The organism is Rufibacter latericius (genome assembly GCF_003721515.1).
Classification (GTDB): domain Bacteria; phylum Bacteroidota; class Bacteroidia; order Cytophagales; family Hymenobacteraceae; genus Nibribacter; species Nibribacter latericius.
Map to the genome: position 1 here is coordinate 412,634 of NZ_RJJD01000001.1, position 16,428 is coordinate 429,061.

Here is a 16,428-nt window from a genome sequence, read left to right on the forward strand (position 1 = left end):
TAAACCGATTCTTACACCTAGATAGTTCCTATCTTCTAATAGGCAGAAAGCTTCTATGACTTTAGACAATTTAAAGGCAGCCGATAAATTTCATCCAATAAATATAGGCCTTAATAAATAATGTGGAAGACCTCATATGTTTCAGTAAGGGACCTCAAATGTTAAAACTTTACCTTCTTTGAAGGTTTTACCATAATTTACATTAACATAATTCAATCACTTGCCTTGAAATAGCTTCCTGTTAAAGGAAGCCTCATTGACAAAGCTTCAAGAGAAAAGCTGGTATAGCTAAATTTAAAATTTGAAGTATTTTTATAAAACAAGTTTAAAATTTCATAAAACAAGTTTTAAATCGTTAATGAAGTTTCAATTTGAAATCACAAATCACCAGCTTCTAGCTACATACTCTTGATTTCAATTGAAAATTTCGAAAATTTTAAGTGCGTAGTTATCCCAACCAGTTGTTTACTTTAGAGGATTGAAGTCTGAGGTAAAATATATTAGCAAAGACTTTTTATGATTATATCCCAAAGCTCTTGAACTCTGTAATCTTAAGTAGGAAGAGCCAGTCTCTGTGTTAAATTCTTCTACAGGAAACATCTTTTACCATAGGCTTGCTTCCTCACATGATTTATGTAACTCCTGTTTATATACCCCAGTTTATACCGATAATCTATGCGATCAAAACCATTCTCCTGGAAGTCTTTACTCTTCTCTTGTGTACTCCTGCAATTTGGCTGCAGTTCTCCAAGTACCACCTCTTCCTCCATTAACCAAGAAGAAAAGCTTTCTGGCGAAACTATCTCCAAGGTGTACCAGGAAGCGGCTAGCCAATACAAACTACTGGCTTCTACCCTTCCAGAAGGTAAGTTTCCGAAGACGTATCACCCAACTACTGGTAAATTAGATACCAGCGGCTCAGATTGGTGGTGTAGCGGTTTCTATCCGGGTACGCTGCTCAACCTTTATCAGGCTACCGGCGACAAAGCCCTATACGCCGAAGCCACCCGTATCATGGAGGATTTGAAAAAAGAGCAATACAACACCTCCACGCATGATCTGGGATTCATGATGTACTGTAGCTTCGGGAAGGCCAACCAGTTGGCACCTAAACCAGAGTATCGTGACATTCTATTGAACAGCGCTAAATCTCTTTCTACCCGCTTCAACCCTACCGTTGGGGCCATTAAGTCCTGGGATTCTGACCAGAAAGATTTCCTGGTTATCATTGACAACATGATGAACCTGGAGCTTTTATTCTGGGCTACGCGGGTCTCCGGTGATTCTTCCTTCCACAAGCTGGCTGTGACGCACGCCAACACCACTCTACAACATCATTTCCGGCCAGATCATAGTTCTTACCACGTAATAAATTATGACCCCAACACAGGGGCAGTACAGCAAAAGAAAACCGCCCAAGGATATGCCGATGAATCTGCCTGGGCCCGAGGACAGGCCTGGGGACTTTACGGCTATACCGCTACGTACCGGGAAACCAAAGATCCCCGGTATTTAAACCAAGCCACCCGCATCGCGGATTTCATTTTGAATCACCCTAACCTACCCGAAGACAAAATACCTTACTGGGATTTCAATGCTCCAAATATCCCCAGTGCTTTAAGAGATGCCTCCGCAGGGGCGATCAACGCAGCAGCCCTGCTGGAACTAAGTCAATATGTACCTGCCGATGTTTCCAAGAAATACTTCAAAGCTGCCCAGACCATGCTCCAAACGCTTTCCACAGATACGTACCGCGCAGCACCAGGAACGAATGGAGGTTTCCTGCTGAAACACGGAGTGGGCCATAATCCCCAGGGCACAGAAATTGACGTACCCCTCACCTACGGCGATTATTACTACATTGAAGCCCTACAGCGGTATCAGGAACTCACGAAGTAAAACCAAATCAAGAAGAGGCTTACAGTTATTGCTTGACGAACCAATTTTATGCATTTTCATAAAAAGAGGCCTAAAACAGAAGTAGCTGTTTTAGGCCTCTTTTTATGAAAACGCTTCCAAATCACCTTTCCTGTTGCTTCTTCTGGAAAACGTAATTAGCCCACAATTACCCTATCCCCCAATAAAACATCCCACTGCAGGTTAGGTAACTTCATGTTGGGAGAGAAAAAGAGTAAGCAAACTTCATCAACCAAACCTTACACTCAGCTTACCAACAACTGAACGCCCTTCATTTCTGTTTTACCCCTGATTTCATAAAAAAGCAACTAAAACGGAAAGGGCAGCCGTCAGGTAGACGGCTGCCCTTTCCGGTGAGTGGAATAGGCTACAAAATTACTTCACCTCTAACGCGAATGTCTTTTGACGAAGAACCCGCCAGAATCTGGAACTTACCAGACTCCAACACCCACTGCTTCTTGCCTTCGTCATAGAACTGGAAAGCATCTTTGGCTAAAGTAAGAGTCAAGGTTTTGGCTTCTCCTGGTTTCAGGAAGACCTTCTGGAAAGCCTTGAGTTCTTTCTCCGGGCGCTTCACCGAGGCCTGTTCGTCTTTCACATACAATTGCACCACCTCGGCCCCGGCCACAGAACCGGTATTCTTCACTTGCAATTGCACCTGAACGGTATCGCCTTGGCGGTTTACCTTTAAATCGCTGTACCCGAAGGTGGTGTAAGACAAGCCGTGCCCAAAGTTGAAAAGCGGCTCTACTTTGTAGGTGTCAAAGTAGCGGTATCCTACAAAGATCCCTTCCTTGCACTCCAGGTTAACGGTGTCTTTGTCGCCGGGGTACTGGCCTAGGGCGTGCGCCGGAGAATCCTCTAACCTTTTAGGGAATGACACCGGTAGTTTGCCCGAGGGATTGGTCTCTCCGAAGAGCACTTTGGCCAGGGCTGTACCGCCTTCCATGCCCGGATACCAGGCCTGTATCACTGATTTGGTTTGGTTTATCCACTGATTCATGTCAATGGGACCACCGCCTATAAGCACTACTACCGTATTGGGATTCGCTTTCAGCACCGCAGTGAGAAGTTCATCCTGCGCAAAGGGCATTTTCAGGCTTGGTTTGTCGGCGCCTTCTGCGTCGTAGCCGCCGCCGTTCCAATCATCTGTGTACCCGTGCGTCCAGCCGCCTACGAAGATCACCCGTTCAGCGCTTTTAGCGGCTTGCACGGCTTCGTCAATTAACTTTTGATTGGCTTTCTCGGCTCGGGTCACTTCAAAGCCGGGCGCGAAGGTCACTTTCACACCGGCTCCCACCATGCGTTGGATGCCTTGCAACGGTGTCACTTCATACGGCGGACGCACCTGCGACGAACCACCGCCCATGGCTTGCTTGCGGGTAGCGTTGGCCCCAATGACGGCAATGGATTTTAAGCCTCCTTTCTGCAAAGGCAGCAGATTACCGTCGTTTTTCAAAAGCACGATGGCTTCTTCTGCCACTTTCCGGGCGGTTTCCTGGTGGGCTTTGGTGCTCAGGGCACCGGGCTTGCGTTTTGCCCCGATCATGTTGGTATTATACATGACCCGCAGGATACGACGCACTTTCTCGTCAATGAGGGCTTCTTTCACTTTTCCGGATTTCACCATCGTGATCACCGTATCGCCTAATAGGAACTTGTTGTAGTTGATGTTGGGCATTTGCAGGAGATCGGTTCCCATTTCAAGGTCGGTGCCGTTGTGGATGGCTTCCATGGTATTCAGGACGGCTCCCCAGTCGCTCATTACCAAACCTTTGAAACCCCACTCCCCTTTCAGGATGTCGTTGATGAGGTATTCGTTGTGGGTACAGTACTGGCCTCTGAATTTGTTGTAGGCCCCCATGATGGTGAGCGCGCCGGCTTCGGTGATGGCTGCTTTAAAGGCGGGCAGGTAAATCTCGCGCAGCGCCTGTTCGCTCATTTGCACGTCTACCTTGGCGCGTTTTATTTCCTGGTTGTTGGCGGCATAATGTTTCACACAGGCGGCTACTCCCTGGCTTTGCACCCCTTTGATATAGCCCACCGCCATGCGCGAGGACAGATACGGGTCCTCGGAAAGGTATTCAAAATTACGTCCGTTCAAGGGTGTCCGCATGATGTTCACGCCGGGGCCCAGAATAACATCTTTGCCTCGGGCATTGGCCTCGCTGCCTAATACTTCCCCAAAGGCATAGCCCAACTCGGGGTTCCAGGTGGCTGCCAGTGCCACCCCGGTAGGCAAGTAGGTAGAAGAGTCATTTCCGGCATTATCCAAAGACCAATCGCGGCCATGCTCCGGCCGTACCCCGTGCGGCCCATCAGACATGGTCAGTTCCGGGATGCCCAATCTAGCCACTCCTCCAGAGGTAAAGGAAGAAACGCCGTGAATCATGTTCACTTTCTCTTCCAGGGTCATTTTGCTGATCAACTCATTTATCTGGGCATCATAGCTCATGTTAATGCCATTGCCTTCTGGCACAGAAGCCTTTTGCCGGGCTTTCTCTGAGGTAGAACAAGCGGTGATAAGAACCACTAAAACCAAACTGCAATAGCGTTTAAAGTGGGGAAGTTTGTAAGTCATTTTTTGAGAATTGATAGTAAAATAGAATGGAGTCATTTATGAATGACAAGGAAAGTCTGTTTTGGAGCGGCTTATTTCTTAACGATCTTGATAACTCTGACGCGGTCCTGATAAGTGGCTTTCAACACATACACTCCCGGGGCCAGCAACTTGCCTACTGTAGTAGCCCCCGTGCTTTTTCCCGCTTCCATCACTACTCCGGTCAGAGTTCTGATCTCAAAAGCGAAGGCATGCGGAGCTTTCAGGCGCAGTTCCTTGGAAAAAGGGCTTGGCCCATAGGTAAGATTTAGTTCCGGCAACTCAGAAATACCACTTACCACACCCGGGGCATCGCCGTAAACGATTCCCCTACCGGCGGTGGCGACATATATCCGCCCGAATACCCGGGGGTCACCGGTGATGTCGTTCACGCCACCGAACTGGTGCTGGTCATCATTTATTCTCACCCAGGTAGCGCCGGCATCATCTGAGCGGAAGAATCCCACTTGGTCATTCACTTTCCCCACTATGAACACCGCCGGATAAGTACTGCCTTCCTCCGCTTTCCCGAAACCTACTTTGGTGGCTTCCTGCACGTTGGTGACCTTGGTAAATGCCCCCCCGGAGTTGGTAGACCGGTACAATCCTCCGTTCAGGTTGGTCAGCCACAGATCGCCCTCTATCCCGTAGGTGGGATAAATATTTGAGGCCCACAATTGCCAGCTGGCCACCACCGGCAAGTTCGTTGCGGCGGCGGAAAACGAAGTGCCTCCGTTGGTACTTACCAAGACTCGCCCGGCTTCAGGATCATACACGTAGAACTTCCGGGCGTTTACCCGATCAGCTTTGGGTTTCAGATCACTTTTGGAGACACCTGAGGCGGCACTCCAACTAGAACCTCGGTTTGTAGAGTAGAACAAAGACGAAGTTCCCCCGGGAGCCCACACCAGGATAGCCCCATCGGCCGAGGCCGCGATTGCCCCTCCCCCATTGGCGCCTGCCGGAAAATTGGGAAAGGAAGTCCAGGTGGTGCCTCCGTCTGTGGAATATGCCCCATATTTGCCGTCTGCGTTGTTAAAAGCCCGTACCATGAAAGCGGGTTGGTTAGCGGCGTAATCTATCCAAGTGTTGGTGCCGTAACGGGGATTCAGTCTTCCAGCAGACGGAGAAACATTCAAATTGTCGTGCCGAAAACCGTCAATATCCCCGATGGCGCTTAACAAAGGAGCTCCGGTAGGCGGACTGATTAGTTTCAAAGGCACGGTTTCCTCCAGGCCCTTGTTCTGAAAAACCCAGGAAACAGGTCGGTTCTGGGAGGCTTCCTGCAGGTTGGTGGTTTGAAAAACGCCGTAACCGGTGATAAACCAGGCGATATTGGCGTCAAAAGGATCTATTTCAATATCACCCAACCAGTGCGGATTGGAGGCTCCCGCATACGGAGCCGAGGAGTGGTCCCGAGTGCCGGTTCCCAGAACCGCCTTCCAGGAAGTGCCCCCATCGGTGCTGCGGTAGATCTCATCGTTAGGCCACCAGCGGTCCAGGGTTGATATGATCAAAGTATTGGGGTTCTGGGCATCCAGGCTGAGTCCGGCAAAACCTCCTTGCCCGCTCGGTAAGATTAACTCGGTCCAAGCACCTGTGGTAGGGTTAAATTTCCGAACGGCTCCGGCAGTGGCGCCATTTGGCCCCGGGCTGTTGGCATAGGTCACGAAGAGCGTCCCGTCTGAAGCGATTTCAGCATGATGCGGCAGGTAATTGGTATTCTGGTTGGGCACCGCTTCCCAGGAAGTTCCGCCATCGGTGCTCCGGTACAGGTTGGTACTGCCCATCCGAAGGACTCCGACATAGAAAATTGGAGTAGCCGAACCCGTGGAGCCACTACGCTTATCAAACAACACAAACCCGATGCCGCCGCTGCCGATAGGGCTACTGCCAATTGGGAAACTGCTAACCTTGCTCCAACTTCCGCCCGAGTTCGTGCTGCGCCAGAGCCCATCGGTGCTGGAGCCCAAGTACAGGGTGCTGCCCAGGTTAGGATCTACCTGCAACCGCTCTCCGGTAGAACGACCGTCCTCGTTTCCGCCTAGTTTAATAGACAGGTTGGTCCGGGTCCAGGTCGCGCCCCGGTCAGAAGAAGAGAGGATGGCGCCCGTTCCGGCCCAGGATTGGGAGTAAAGCCCTGTAGCCAAATACACTTTGTTTGCATCTGACGGATCAACGGCCACGCTCAGTACCCCCATCAGGTTTTCGTCGTTTCGGGTGAGGTGATCGGTAATCGGAATCCAGATTTTGTTGGCTGCATCCCAGCGGAAAGCTCCGCCAACATCGGTGCGGGCGTACAGCAGGTTCCTTTCGGTAGGGTGGTACACCAAACCCGTGACAAAACCGCCGCCGTTGATCTGCACGCTTTTCCAGCGGTAGGCCTCGGGCGTTTGGGCCAGCAAAGAGAAGTGGATCAGCCCCAAAAGGAGAAACAGCAAACCTTTCCTGCTTTTTGCAGAAAGGGCTATTTTCTTTAAAAGGTAAGTGGAGACTTGGGTAGCGTAAAGGTGGGCCATGCTCTCTTTTTATAAGTAGGTAGGTTTTGGGACAGGTCTATGGCTGCTTTGTTCCAGTCTGTGTTTAAGGCCTGATTTCAGAAAAACAGACCTAAAACAGAGCCTGAAATTTTGCTTTGGTAAAAATAGCTTCACCCTGCCGGGCCAGAGTGCACCAATTGGTTCAGATAACTGCTCTATATGTTATAAGGCAGAAAAGCCCGGTTGGCGGTGGAAATCCTTCTTCCGTTTTTAGCTTGTTTTAAGGAATCGGCCTGAAAACCAGGCGCACCTCTTTCCCGGCTGGCAGGGTCACCTGCGAGGTTCTGCCGCTTGTTGTTTTTCCGCCAGACACCAGTTGCATGTTTTTGGGTGCCTGCAGCGTGATCTGCTGTTTCTGGGGAGCTTTCAACACCACCGATACTTCCTGCTTGCCCCACGTGAGTTGGGGAACTTCCACGCCTCCGCGCAGGAGCAAGCCAGAAATGCTCCCGGTTTCCCACGCCTCCGGCAACGCCGGCAGCAGTTTCACCAAACCAGGCTCAGAATACACCAGCGTCCGCATGATAACCGATGGGTAACCGCCGCTTAAATCCATGTTGAAAAGAGAACCCGGGTTGTGGTACGTGCCCAAGCCGTTGGTCCAGTAAAAGCGCGAGAGCCAGTCAATGAGTTGAGCCGTAGTGGGGGCGTCTTCCAGGTTAGCAGTCACAAAGGCCAACTGCGCCATCCCGAAGACCATTTCGCCGCCGTTTTCCTTGTAGCGGAACTTCATTTTTTCCTCCACCACTTTCCGGGCACCGGCCAGCAATTTTGGGTTGTTCTTGAAGTCTGGGTCTACCTGGTCATAGAGGCTGTACAGGTGCGAGATATGCCGATGCTGGTGGTTGTTCTCCAAACCCGGCCAGAGCCATTCCTTCAGGGCACCGGCTTCGTCCAGCTCGTATTCTGGCATTTTGGTGAGCATCTGCTGCCAGATCTTCACTTGGTTTTTATCGGTTTTCAGTTCCTGCGCGGCCGCGATGCAGTTCCTTAGAAGCTGTTTCGCAATCATGACATCCATGGTGGCGTTGATGCTGGCCTGTGATTTATGGTTTGCCGGGTTGTTCTCGGGCGAGTACGATGGGTTGAACACGTATTTCCCGTCTTGGCTTGTTTTCAGAAAATCCTCATAAAACAGCGCCGATTCTTTCATGAAGGGGTACGCCCGCTCCTTCAGGAACTTGCGGTCACCAGTGTGCAGCCAATAGTCGTTGTAAAAACTGGCGGTCCAGCCGGCGCCACCGGTCCAGAGACTGAGAATCCAGATAGGGTCAAAGTGGTTGTCCCAGCCGTGGCTGCTGGTGTGCGACGGCACGTGAATGCCACGCGTCCCGAACATCTTTTTGGCGTTGTCTCGGTAGAACTGGAGGCGCTTGTCGTGGTAATCAAAATAGGCGAGCATCAGCTCAGGAACCCGGCTGGTGAGAAGCGCCGAGATGGCCACTTCCACGTTTCCGTCATGGGTGAAATCTGAAGACCAGGCCGGCGACCAGGTACCGCCCCAGATGCCCTGCAGATTGGGCGGATTGATGCCGGTGGCCGAGATGATGTTGTAACGGGCGGCATCGAACTGTTTTTCAATAATGGCCGGAGCTACCTTGCCGCTTTTGGTTTTCAGGTTCAGGGCCTCGGTGTAAAGGTCGGCATCGGCCCCGCCGCCTAAATCCAGTTTTACCCGGTTGAACAGCTCGCCGTGTACCTTGTGGTGACGGGCCACTAAACTCTGGTAATCTGCGGGCAGACTGGATAGGTGCTTCTTGATTTGGTCAACCTGCGAGTTGGCGTAGTCAAAGTTGGCGTTGATCTTGATAAAGACCAGCACTTCATTGGCGTCTTTAACGATAAATTCATTGCCTTCGGTCCGGAAACTTCCGCCCTTTACTTCTACCCGGCCCACGCCTTCGTAGCCCTGCAAACTACCGGGCCAGCGTTTCTTGTAGGCGCTTCGGTAAGTGAGCCATTTGTTGTCGCTGGCGCCAATGTTCACGCTTTCCACGGTCTTGTTGATCTGCTCCCACTGCGTCCATTCCACCGGGCGGCGCGCGAAAGAAAGTTGCCCGTTGATCTTAGCAGTTCCTTTAATGGAAATAACGATGACGCTGTCTGGACGCGACACGAAGAGTTTGCGTTGGTAGGTGCCCTTGGCATCGGTCCAGGTGACGTTGGCCTCACCGGTTTCGAAGTCAACGGTTCGCACGTACTTCTGCACGTTAGAGGGTTCCATTTGCAGCCGAACATCAAACGCGGGCACGTAGGGGTTAGACCACAGGTGGCCGCCATAACCTTCTTTCATGCTCTGTGCTACCGGAATTTTGGCCGCTTCCTCCCCTTTTCCCTGCAGAATCAACGCCCGGATTTCGTCCAGTCTGCTCGCCTGGTCAATGGGTGGTTTGGGCTCAGTGGCAGGAAGATACAACTGAGCTTGGTTCAGGATGATGGTCTCGTCATGCGGATTGCCCATCACCATCGCGCCCATCGCCCCGTTCCCACTCAACAGCGCGTGCTCCCAACTGGGGGCCGGAAGCCAACTGGCGAACCCTTTTTTAGGCTGGATAAAAAGATCGGCCTGCCCGAAGGCCTTGAACTGGCTTCCGGTCAAAAGCAAAAAAAGCAGCAATAACGTTGGGTAGCGATGCAGCATTTGAGAATTTAAAGTAAAGGAGTCTGGTTAAGAGAAAGCTCCTCTCTATCTGCTGAAAATTAGTGGCCCGGTTTAGGCCTTGTTTTCAGAAAGAGGGCTTAAAAGCGTTATTTACGGGCGGTCTTGGACCTATTGGCCTGTAGTGCCTTGTGCACCTCACTAGCAAGGAGCGCCGCGCCGTCATCATTGGGATGGATGCCATCATAGGTCAGCTCGGGTTTTCCCAGGAAAGGCGTGTACAGGTCAATGGTTTTCACCTTGGTTTTGCGGGCGATTTTCTTCACCGCGGGCAGAATCTCGTTATTCACCACGGGTTCATTGATGCCCCATTTCGTCTCAAACACCGGCAACGGATTGCAGACGTACACCTGCGGTTTTGAGGGCAGTTTCTTAAAAGAGGTTACAAACTGAATGTAGTCTGGCACAAACTCATCCTTGAATTTCCAGTTCTGGGGCTTGGAGTCATTGGTGCCTAGTTTGATGATCACAATGTCTGGGTTCCAGCCCAGGGCATCCTGGTACTTTGTTTCGTTCCAGTACGGGACATCGCCTTTCTTCAGGAGGGTGCGGCCGCCCAAACCGTAGTTCCGCACTTCATAGGCATCGCCCAGGAGTTGTTGCAGAGCTGCCGGATAGGGTTGTTTCAGGCCAGAACCCTCGGTGATGCTGTTGCCCACGCAGGCTACCTTGATCTTGTTTTGAGCCGAGGCGCTAAAACAAACCAACAGCACCAAAAGGTAGAGGAGAGAGAAATGCTTTTTCATGTCGAAAGTCATAAATGAGAACAGGTTAATTTACTTCCATTTTAAGGCTAATTTCTGAGAATCAGCTTCAAAACAGCAAACCACCTGTTACTTTTTCAGCTGGATGGTTACGGTAGCCGGCGCTAGTCCTTCTGAGGTAGCGGTCAGCTTCACGGTGCCTGCTTCTTCCTGTGCTTGCAAAATAGCGAGGCACAGTCCGTTGAAAGCTTTGCGGTGGCTGGCTTTGAAAGACTCCATGCTGGTTTGCAGACCATTGTCTACGCCCGCGATAGTTGCTTTCCCGTCAATGGCGAAGTTGACCAGGTTATCAGCGGTGGGCACCAGGTTGCCGTCTTTGTCCATGATTTTCACGGTGACAAAGGACAGGTCCTTACCATCGGCGGAGATTTGGGTACGGTCGGCTTCCAGCACGATTTTGGCGGGAGCACCGGCGGTTTTGATTTCCCTGGTGAGCACTTCTTTGCCGTTGGCGCGGGACACGGCTCTTAGGGTACCCGGTTGAAAAGGAACGCGCCATAGCACGTGTAGGTCATCGCCCTTCTTTTTGCGCACTCCCTGAGATTTCCCGTTCAGGAAAAGCTCCACCTCATCGGCGTTGTTGTAGTAGGCCATCACGTCCACGGTTTTGCCGGGTTGCCAGTTCCAGTGCGGAAAAACGTGCAGCACGGGTTTGTCTGTCCACTCGCTTTGGTACATGTAGTACACGTCTTTGGGGAAACCGGCCAAATCCACTATCCCGAAGTACGAGCTGCGGGCCGGCCAGGCGTACGGCGTGGGTTCGCCCAGGTAGTCAAAACCCGTCCAGATGTATTGCCCGGAAAGATAGGCGTGCTTCTTCATTATTTTCCAGGTCTCCTCGTGGGTAGAACCCCAAGGAGTGCTCACGTTGTCGTAGGCAGAAACGGTAAGGTCTTTGTTTCCCTCATGGAAAGGAATGTCCCAGCGCTTCGGCCACCGGCGGATACTGTCAGCCGGCATGTCATAGTGCCCGCGGGTCATCAAGGCGGAGACGGTCTCCGTAGCGATGAATTTTTGACCGGGGAAGGTCTGCGGAAATTTCTCGAAATCCTGGTGATGGTAGTTGAAACCAAACAAATCCAGGGCGCCTGATTTATAGATTGTGTTGTTAGGGGTTGGCTCATTGATGCCCACGGTAACCGGACGAGTAGTGTCCAGGCTCTTCACGATGGCTACCAGTTCCTTGGCAATAGTGGTTCCTTCCGGGGCCCACTGCTCGGGAATCTCGTTGCCGACGCTCCAGATAAAGACGCTGGGGTGATTGCGGTCACGCTTGATGAAATCTTCCAGGTCGCGTTTGTGCCACTCGTCCCAGGCGTGGCTGTAGTCAAACTTGCTTTTCTCTTTCTTCCACATGTCAAAGGATTCGTCCATGACAATGAAGCCCATCTTGTCGCAGAGTTCCAGCAGTTCAGGAGTAGGTGGGTTATGCGAGGTCCGGACGCCATTTACGCCCATGGCTTTCATTATCTCTAATTGACGTTCCAGGGCTCGCACATTCACGGCCGCTCCCAATGCGCCCAAATCATGGTGGTTACACACGCCATTGATCTTCATGGATTTGCCGTTCAAAGTAAATCCTTTCGTCACATCGAAGTTAAAGGTTCTGATGCCCAGCGGCGTCTCATAGTTGTCTACTACCTTGCCATCCTGTTCTACGAACGTCACCACTTTGTACAAATATGGCTGCTCAATGGACCAAAGCTTTGGGTTAGAAATGGTCAATTCCTGCTTTACCTCCGTGAGGGCGTTCTGCAGAACTTGTTTTTCAGCGGCTACCTGGGTTACTTCTTTACCGTCTGAATCCAGAACGACTGTACGCAAGGTGAACTCTCCGCTTTGCTGGCGCGGATTCTTAATACTGGTACTGATGGTTACTTTGGCAGATTGTTCAGAAACTTGCGGAGTGGTCACAAATGTACCCCACTGGTCTACGTGCACAGGGTTGGTTTTCACCAGCCACACATTGCGGTAAATGCCTGAACCCGAGTACCACCGGGAATTAGGCTGTTGCGAGTTGTCTACTTTTACGGCTATTACGTTCTGCTCCTGCCCAAACTTCAGGTGCGGAGTCAGGTCATATCGGAAGGAAATGTAGCCGTTGGGGCGCTTGCCCAGGTATTGGCCGTTGATACAAACTTCAGAGTTGGTATAAACGCCGTCAAAATCAATGTAGAACTGTTTGCCTTTGTCTTTTGAATCTAAGGTGAAGGTTTTGCGGTACCAACCGGTGCCGCCGGGCAAGGCTCCTCCTCCGTATCCGGCGGGGTGTTTCTCATCAAACTTTCCTTCAATGCTCCAGTCGTGGGGTAGGTTCAGTTTCCGCCACTGGCTGTCATCAAAACCGGGGTCTTTGGCACTGGCATTGTCTCCCAAGTTGAAAGTCCAGTTTTTGGTGAAATCGGTTCTTTCGCGCGCAGCGTTTTTCTCCACGGCATTTGCGGTTTTTCCTGTCGTTTTGCAGGAAGAAGCCCCTAAGAGCAAAAAGAAAGCCAGGGCCCAGAACAAGCATTTGAAGGAAGAAGGAATAAGGATGGTTTGCATGTAGGTATCTAAACAATTAAAACAGCCCTGGTGTGAGGTGCTGTTGTCTGGCGGGTAAAAAGCATTTTGGGAACTACCAGGCAAAACGTACTTTTTCAGTCCTGGTGAATGGTCTAAAAGAAGGTGCTTTGATTTGAGCCTACTTTCCAAAAATAAGGCAAAAAACAGAGCCAATAGAGCTAAATTTCCGGGTTTAGCCTATCATCTGAATGGGGAAAATCAAGGAGAAGGCACCGGCAAAACCAAGCTCAATAAAGAAAAACCGGTTGCCGCAGACCATTTCTGGGCAACCGGTTTTAAGCCTAATTTCCTAAAACGTAGTGGAAAGCTAACCACTCATCTTTGGCAGCATCATAGCCGGTTCCAAACCAGATTCCTTTGGTCTGGTAATCGGTGGGGAACGCTTTGATGACCTTGATGGTGTTGGCGCTGGGGTTCATCCAGTGGCCCGGGTTCTGCAGCAACGTGTTGCCGTTGAGGGTTATCTCATTGGTTTCTTCGTTGATGGTAAACGTGCCGGTGGTCTGTACCCCGTTCTGGAAGCGGGTGTAGTTTTGTCCGCCAAAACGGTCAAACCGAATCCAGGAGTTGGCCACGGCGGCATCCCAAGTGTTGTTCCAGCCCCAGTCACGGGAGTCGCCGGTAGCTTTGGTCCAGCCGATACCTGCTTTCACCCAGTCTACGGCGTTGCCGGTGGCATCCAGTTTCCAGACTCTTCCGGAGGAAGGACCGCCGGTGAGCATGTTCAGGAGTTCGCCCGGTTGGAAGGTTGGGTCAAACCCTTCATCAGGCAGCGCCGGACCCGGATCTTCCGGTACGTAGTTATCGGCGTATTCTTTGGAGATGAAGTTCCAGACATAGAGGTAATCGCCTTCACTGTTGGTTCTTCTTACGCCAATCTGCAATGATTTTTCTGTTAAGGACAGAACCACCAATTCATTGGTCCAGTTGGATGCATTGGCAATAAAACTAGGAGACCTTAAGATGGTGCCTCCACTAGTGCTTATTGTATGGTTAACGGCATTGAAAGCATAAGTACCTGTTTCGTCTTTTCCTTCAGAGACTTTATGGGTTTTGAAGAACGGCCCACCTTTCAGGCTGAAGGTCATTGTGCTGGCCTTGTCTGCTTCCGGTATAATCCAAGTGTTGTCTTTCCAACTTGGAGCCCAGCCTAGTTTAGCGGTACCATCCTGCATGTTCTCCCATTTGGTGAGCGGCTCATAGTAATACAAAGGGCCGTCAAATACACCATGGTTGCCATAGTCCAGAATCCAGGTTTTCTCCTGGCCTACCCCACCCGTCAAATACGTCCAAAGCGGGTCATTCACATATTCAAAGTTGTCTTCTGTTACCGTTACAGTAATGGGGTCAGCTTCTACAACGCCACCGGCAGTTAAAGCAGAGAATTTCACTACATAATCCCCTTTGAAAGCAAACCGAACAGTATCTACCGTGCGGGTTGATTTACCGGTACCATAATCCCACATGGCTACAGTACCGGGAGTTTCGTTGATCAGGATAACGGTGTTTCCGCCGGGATCAATGCCCTTATCCTGGACTACCCTGTACCGCAACTCTGACTTGTCTAGCATCCTGCCTAGCTCCATATCATCGTCCTGGCACGCCCCGCTAAAGAGCAGCGGTACCAAAAATAAGTAGAATAGTATTCTTAAATTTTTCATCTGTTTTCAGTTTAATGGTCTTTTTGAAGGTGGAGGCCCATGGAAGAGATTCCAATAAGGCAAGTCCTCTCCAGGAGTCCTCCTAATCCAATCGTCCTAAATACTTATCCTAAATTACCACCCCGGATTTTGCTTCAGTACACCATTAGATAAGGTTATCTGGGTATACGGAATCTGCTGTAAGCCTTGTGTTTCTCTGATTTTGTTTGCCGCAATCACCTTGGTTGCCGCGGTGCCGCCATTGAGCACAGTAGTGCTTTCTGCAATGGCATTGGCCGCCATCTCTATTCCCTGGCGAAGCAGATCCCAGTACCGGATTCCTTCATTGGCGAACTCAAACCGACGCTCGGCCATTATACTTGCCTTTGATACCGCCAAGGGGGTGAAGTTGTCTTTGTAAGCACGCTTTCTTACCAAATCAAAGTAGTTCTGGGCATTAGGGCTTCCTAACTCGGCAGCCATCAACAACACGTCTGCATACCGGATAGCGACATAATCCTGGAATTGACCAATCATGAAGTTCACGGCTCCATTTTTAACGGGAATGCTGTTGCCGTCCTCGTCTACCATTGGGCTATACTTCTTATTGTAGTACCCGGTATACTCGCGTTGCTTTCCTTGATTAACAAAGTCTATTTCCTCATCTGCTATGGAAATAATGGAAGCAGCCCTACGGGTATCATTGGCGTTGTAAGCACTCCACAGTCTGGGGTTAACTGTGCCACCACCCCAACCGTTGCCATACGGATAGCTGGCTTGCTCCCGCATGCCCAACATTACCATCCAGTGGTTACCATCGGTATTGCCGTTGTAATCACTGGTGAAGGTATACTTCACCGCGAACACCGTTTCCTTATTGTCTTCACCGGCATAATCAGCAACCGATGCCGCTGGCCACAGATTGGCAAAGTCATCTACCAAACCATGACCACTATTGGTGATCACATCTTCCAGATACGCCAGGGCCTGGGCCTGGGAAACGGTACCTACTAAATCAGACTTGTTATAGTAGCCGGTGTAATACAAATACACCCGCCCAATCAAGGACTCAGCTGCCCATTTGGTTACTCTACCTCTGTTGCCAACTGCCTGAGTAGCATAATTGGTAGCGGGTAAATTCTCAGCGGCAAACTTCAAGTCCTCGGCAATCAGTTTATACACTTCGTCTGGGCTGGCTTGCGGCACGTTCTCGGTGGTAGGAGCTGTCACCAAGGGAATATTCCCCCACAAACGCACCATATCAAAGTAAAGGAAGGCGCGTAAGTACCTGGCTTCTGCTTCATAGCCAGCTCTCAGTTGCTCGCTTCCAGCCCAATTGATTTGATCCATTTTCCCAATCAAGGTATTGCAACGGAAAACGGCTTCATAATAGGCTGCCCAGTTTGCCCCATATAAGTTCTGGTCTGCGGGAGAGCGGGCTTTGTCAAACTCATCTATCATCTGGTACCCAAAGCCGTCTGAAGCTCCGGTTCCGCCAAAGGCATTATCTGACATGATCTCAGAAGCCACGGGTAAACTCACTCCTTCAGACCAGATGATCTGCAACCCGTCATAACAGCCTACCAATGCTCTGAGAGCATCTTCGGGGGTTCTATAGTAGTTTGTATCGGTAACGTTGGTGATGGGGTCCACCTCCAGAAAACTATCCTTACACGCTCCCAAGGATAATACGCCGGCCAGTAAAATTGCTTTGCTTATATTTTTCATGTTAGTAACTCTCAGG

8 protein-coding genes are annotated in these 16,428 nt (G+C 50.6%); 1 reads left to right on the top strand and 7 read right to left on the bottom strand.

Translation table 11 applies throughout. From position 1 onward, the window contains the following. Positions 1-675: 675 nt before the first annotated feature. Positions 676-1,899 carry a glycoside hydrolase family 88 protein gene (locus EFB08_RS01695; RefSeq protein ID WP_123125172.1) on the top strand — a complete coding sequence of 408 codons (1,224 nt, stop codon included), beginning with the start codon at positions 676-678 and terminating at the stop codon, positions 1,897-1,899. 385 nt (positions 1,900-2,284) lie between these two features. Here EFB08_RS01695 and EFB08_RS01700 read toward each other — a convergent pair whose 3' ends face one another. From EFB08_RS01700 to EFB08_RS01730, 7 genes are all read right to left on the bottom strand, one after another. Next, the gene (locus tag EFB08_RS01700) at positions 2,285-4,498 is read right to left on the bottom strand and encodes a glycoside hydrolase family 3 C-terminal domain-containing protein (protein ID WP_227006164.1); all 2,214 of its coding nucleotides are present in this window, start codon (positions 4,496-4,498) and stop codon (positions 2,285-2,287) included. Between the two features lie 71 nt (positions 4,499-4,569). Next, entirely contained in the window at positions 4,570-7,035 is a 2,466-nt protein-coding gene (locus tag EFB08_RS01705) for a T9SS type A sorting domain-containing protein (protein WP_123125173.1), read from the bottom strand. Positions 7,036-7,276: 241 nt separating this feature from the next. Beyond that, positions 7,277-9,697 carry a glycosyl hydrolase family 95 catalytic domain-containing protein gene (locus EFB08_RS01710; protein ID WP_123125174.1) on the bottom strand — a complete coding sequence of 807 codons (2,421 nt, stop codon included), beginning with the start codon at positions 9,695-9,697 and terminating at the stop codon, positions 7,277-7,279. Positions 9,698-9,804: 107 nt separating this feature from the next. Then, positions 9,805-10,461 (bottom strand): GDSL-type esterase/lipase family protein, encoded by a 657-nt coding sequence (locus EFB08_RS01715; protein WP_123125603.1) that lies wholly within the window; start codon positions 10,459-10,461, stop codon positions 9,805-9,807. Between the two features lie 87 nt (positions 10,462-10,548). Next, positions 10,549-13,023: a beta-galactosidase GalB gene (galB, locus tag EFB08_RS01720; protein WP_123125604.1), complete on the bottom strand. Its 2,475-nt coding sequence runs from the start codon at positions 13,021-13,023 to the stop codon at positions 10,549-10,551. A gap of 302 nt (positions 13,024-13,325) precedes the next feature. After that, positions 13,326-14,705, bottom strand: coding sequence for a hypothetical protein (locus tag EFB08_RS01725; RefSeq protein WP_123125175.1), 1,380 nt, complete (start codon positions 14,703-14,705; stop codon positions 13,326-13,328). 114 nt (positions 14,706-14,819) lie between these two features. Continuing rightward, positions 14,820-16,412: a RagB/SusD family nutrient uptake outer membrane protein gene (locus EFB08_RS01730; RefSeq protein WP_123125176.1), complete on the bottom strand. Its 1,593-nt coding sequence runs from the start codon at positions 16,410-16,412 to the stop codon at positions 14,820-14,822. Between the last annotated feature and the right edge of the window lie 16 nt (positions 16,413-16,428).

What these genes read in the sequence shown, in the direction of transcription:
- EFB08_RS01695 (WP_123125172.1), top strand. Translation starts at nt 676, where the DNA reads ATGCGATCAAAACCATTCTCCTGGAAGTCTTTACTCTTCTCTTGTGTA.
- EFB08_RS01700 (WP_227006164.1), bottom strand. Translation starts at nt 4,498, where the DNA reads ATGACTTACAAACTTCCCCACTTTAAACGCTATTGCAGTTTGGTTTTA.
- EFB08_RS01705 (WP_123125173.1), bottom strand. Translation starts at nt 7,035, where the DNA reads ATGGCCCACCTTTACGCTACCCAAGTCTCCACTTACCTTTTAAAGAAA.
- EFB08_RS01710 (WP_123125174.1), bottom strand. Translation starts at nt 9,697, where the DNA reads ATGCTGCATCGCTACCCAACGTTATTGCTGCTTTTTTTGCTTTTGACC.
- EFB08_RS01715 (WP_123125603.1), bottom strand. Translation starts at nt 10,461, where the DNA reads ATGAAAAAGCATTTCTCTCTCCTCTACCTTTTGGTGCTGTTGGTTTGT.
- galB (WP_123125604.1), bottom strand. Translation starts at nt 13,023, where the DNA reads ATGCAAACCATCCTTATTCCTTCTTCCTTCAAATGCTTGTTCTGGGCC.
- EFB08_RS01725 (WP_123125175.1), bottom strand. Translation starts at nt 14,705, where the DNA reads ATGAAAAATTTAAGAATACTATTCTACTTATTTTTGGTACCGCTGCTC.
- EFB08_RS01730 (WP_123125176.1), bottom strand. Translation starts at nt 16,412, where the DNA reads ATGAAAAATATAAGCAAAGCAATTTTACTGGCCGGCGTATTATCCTTG.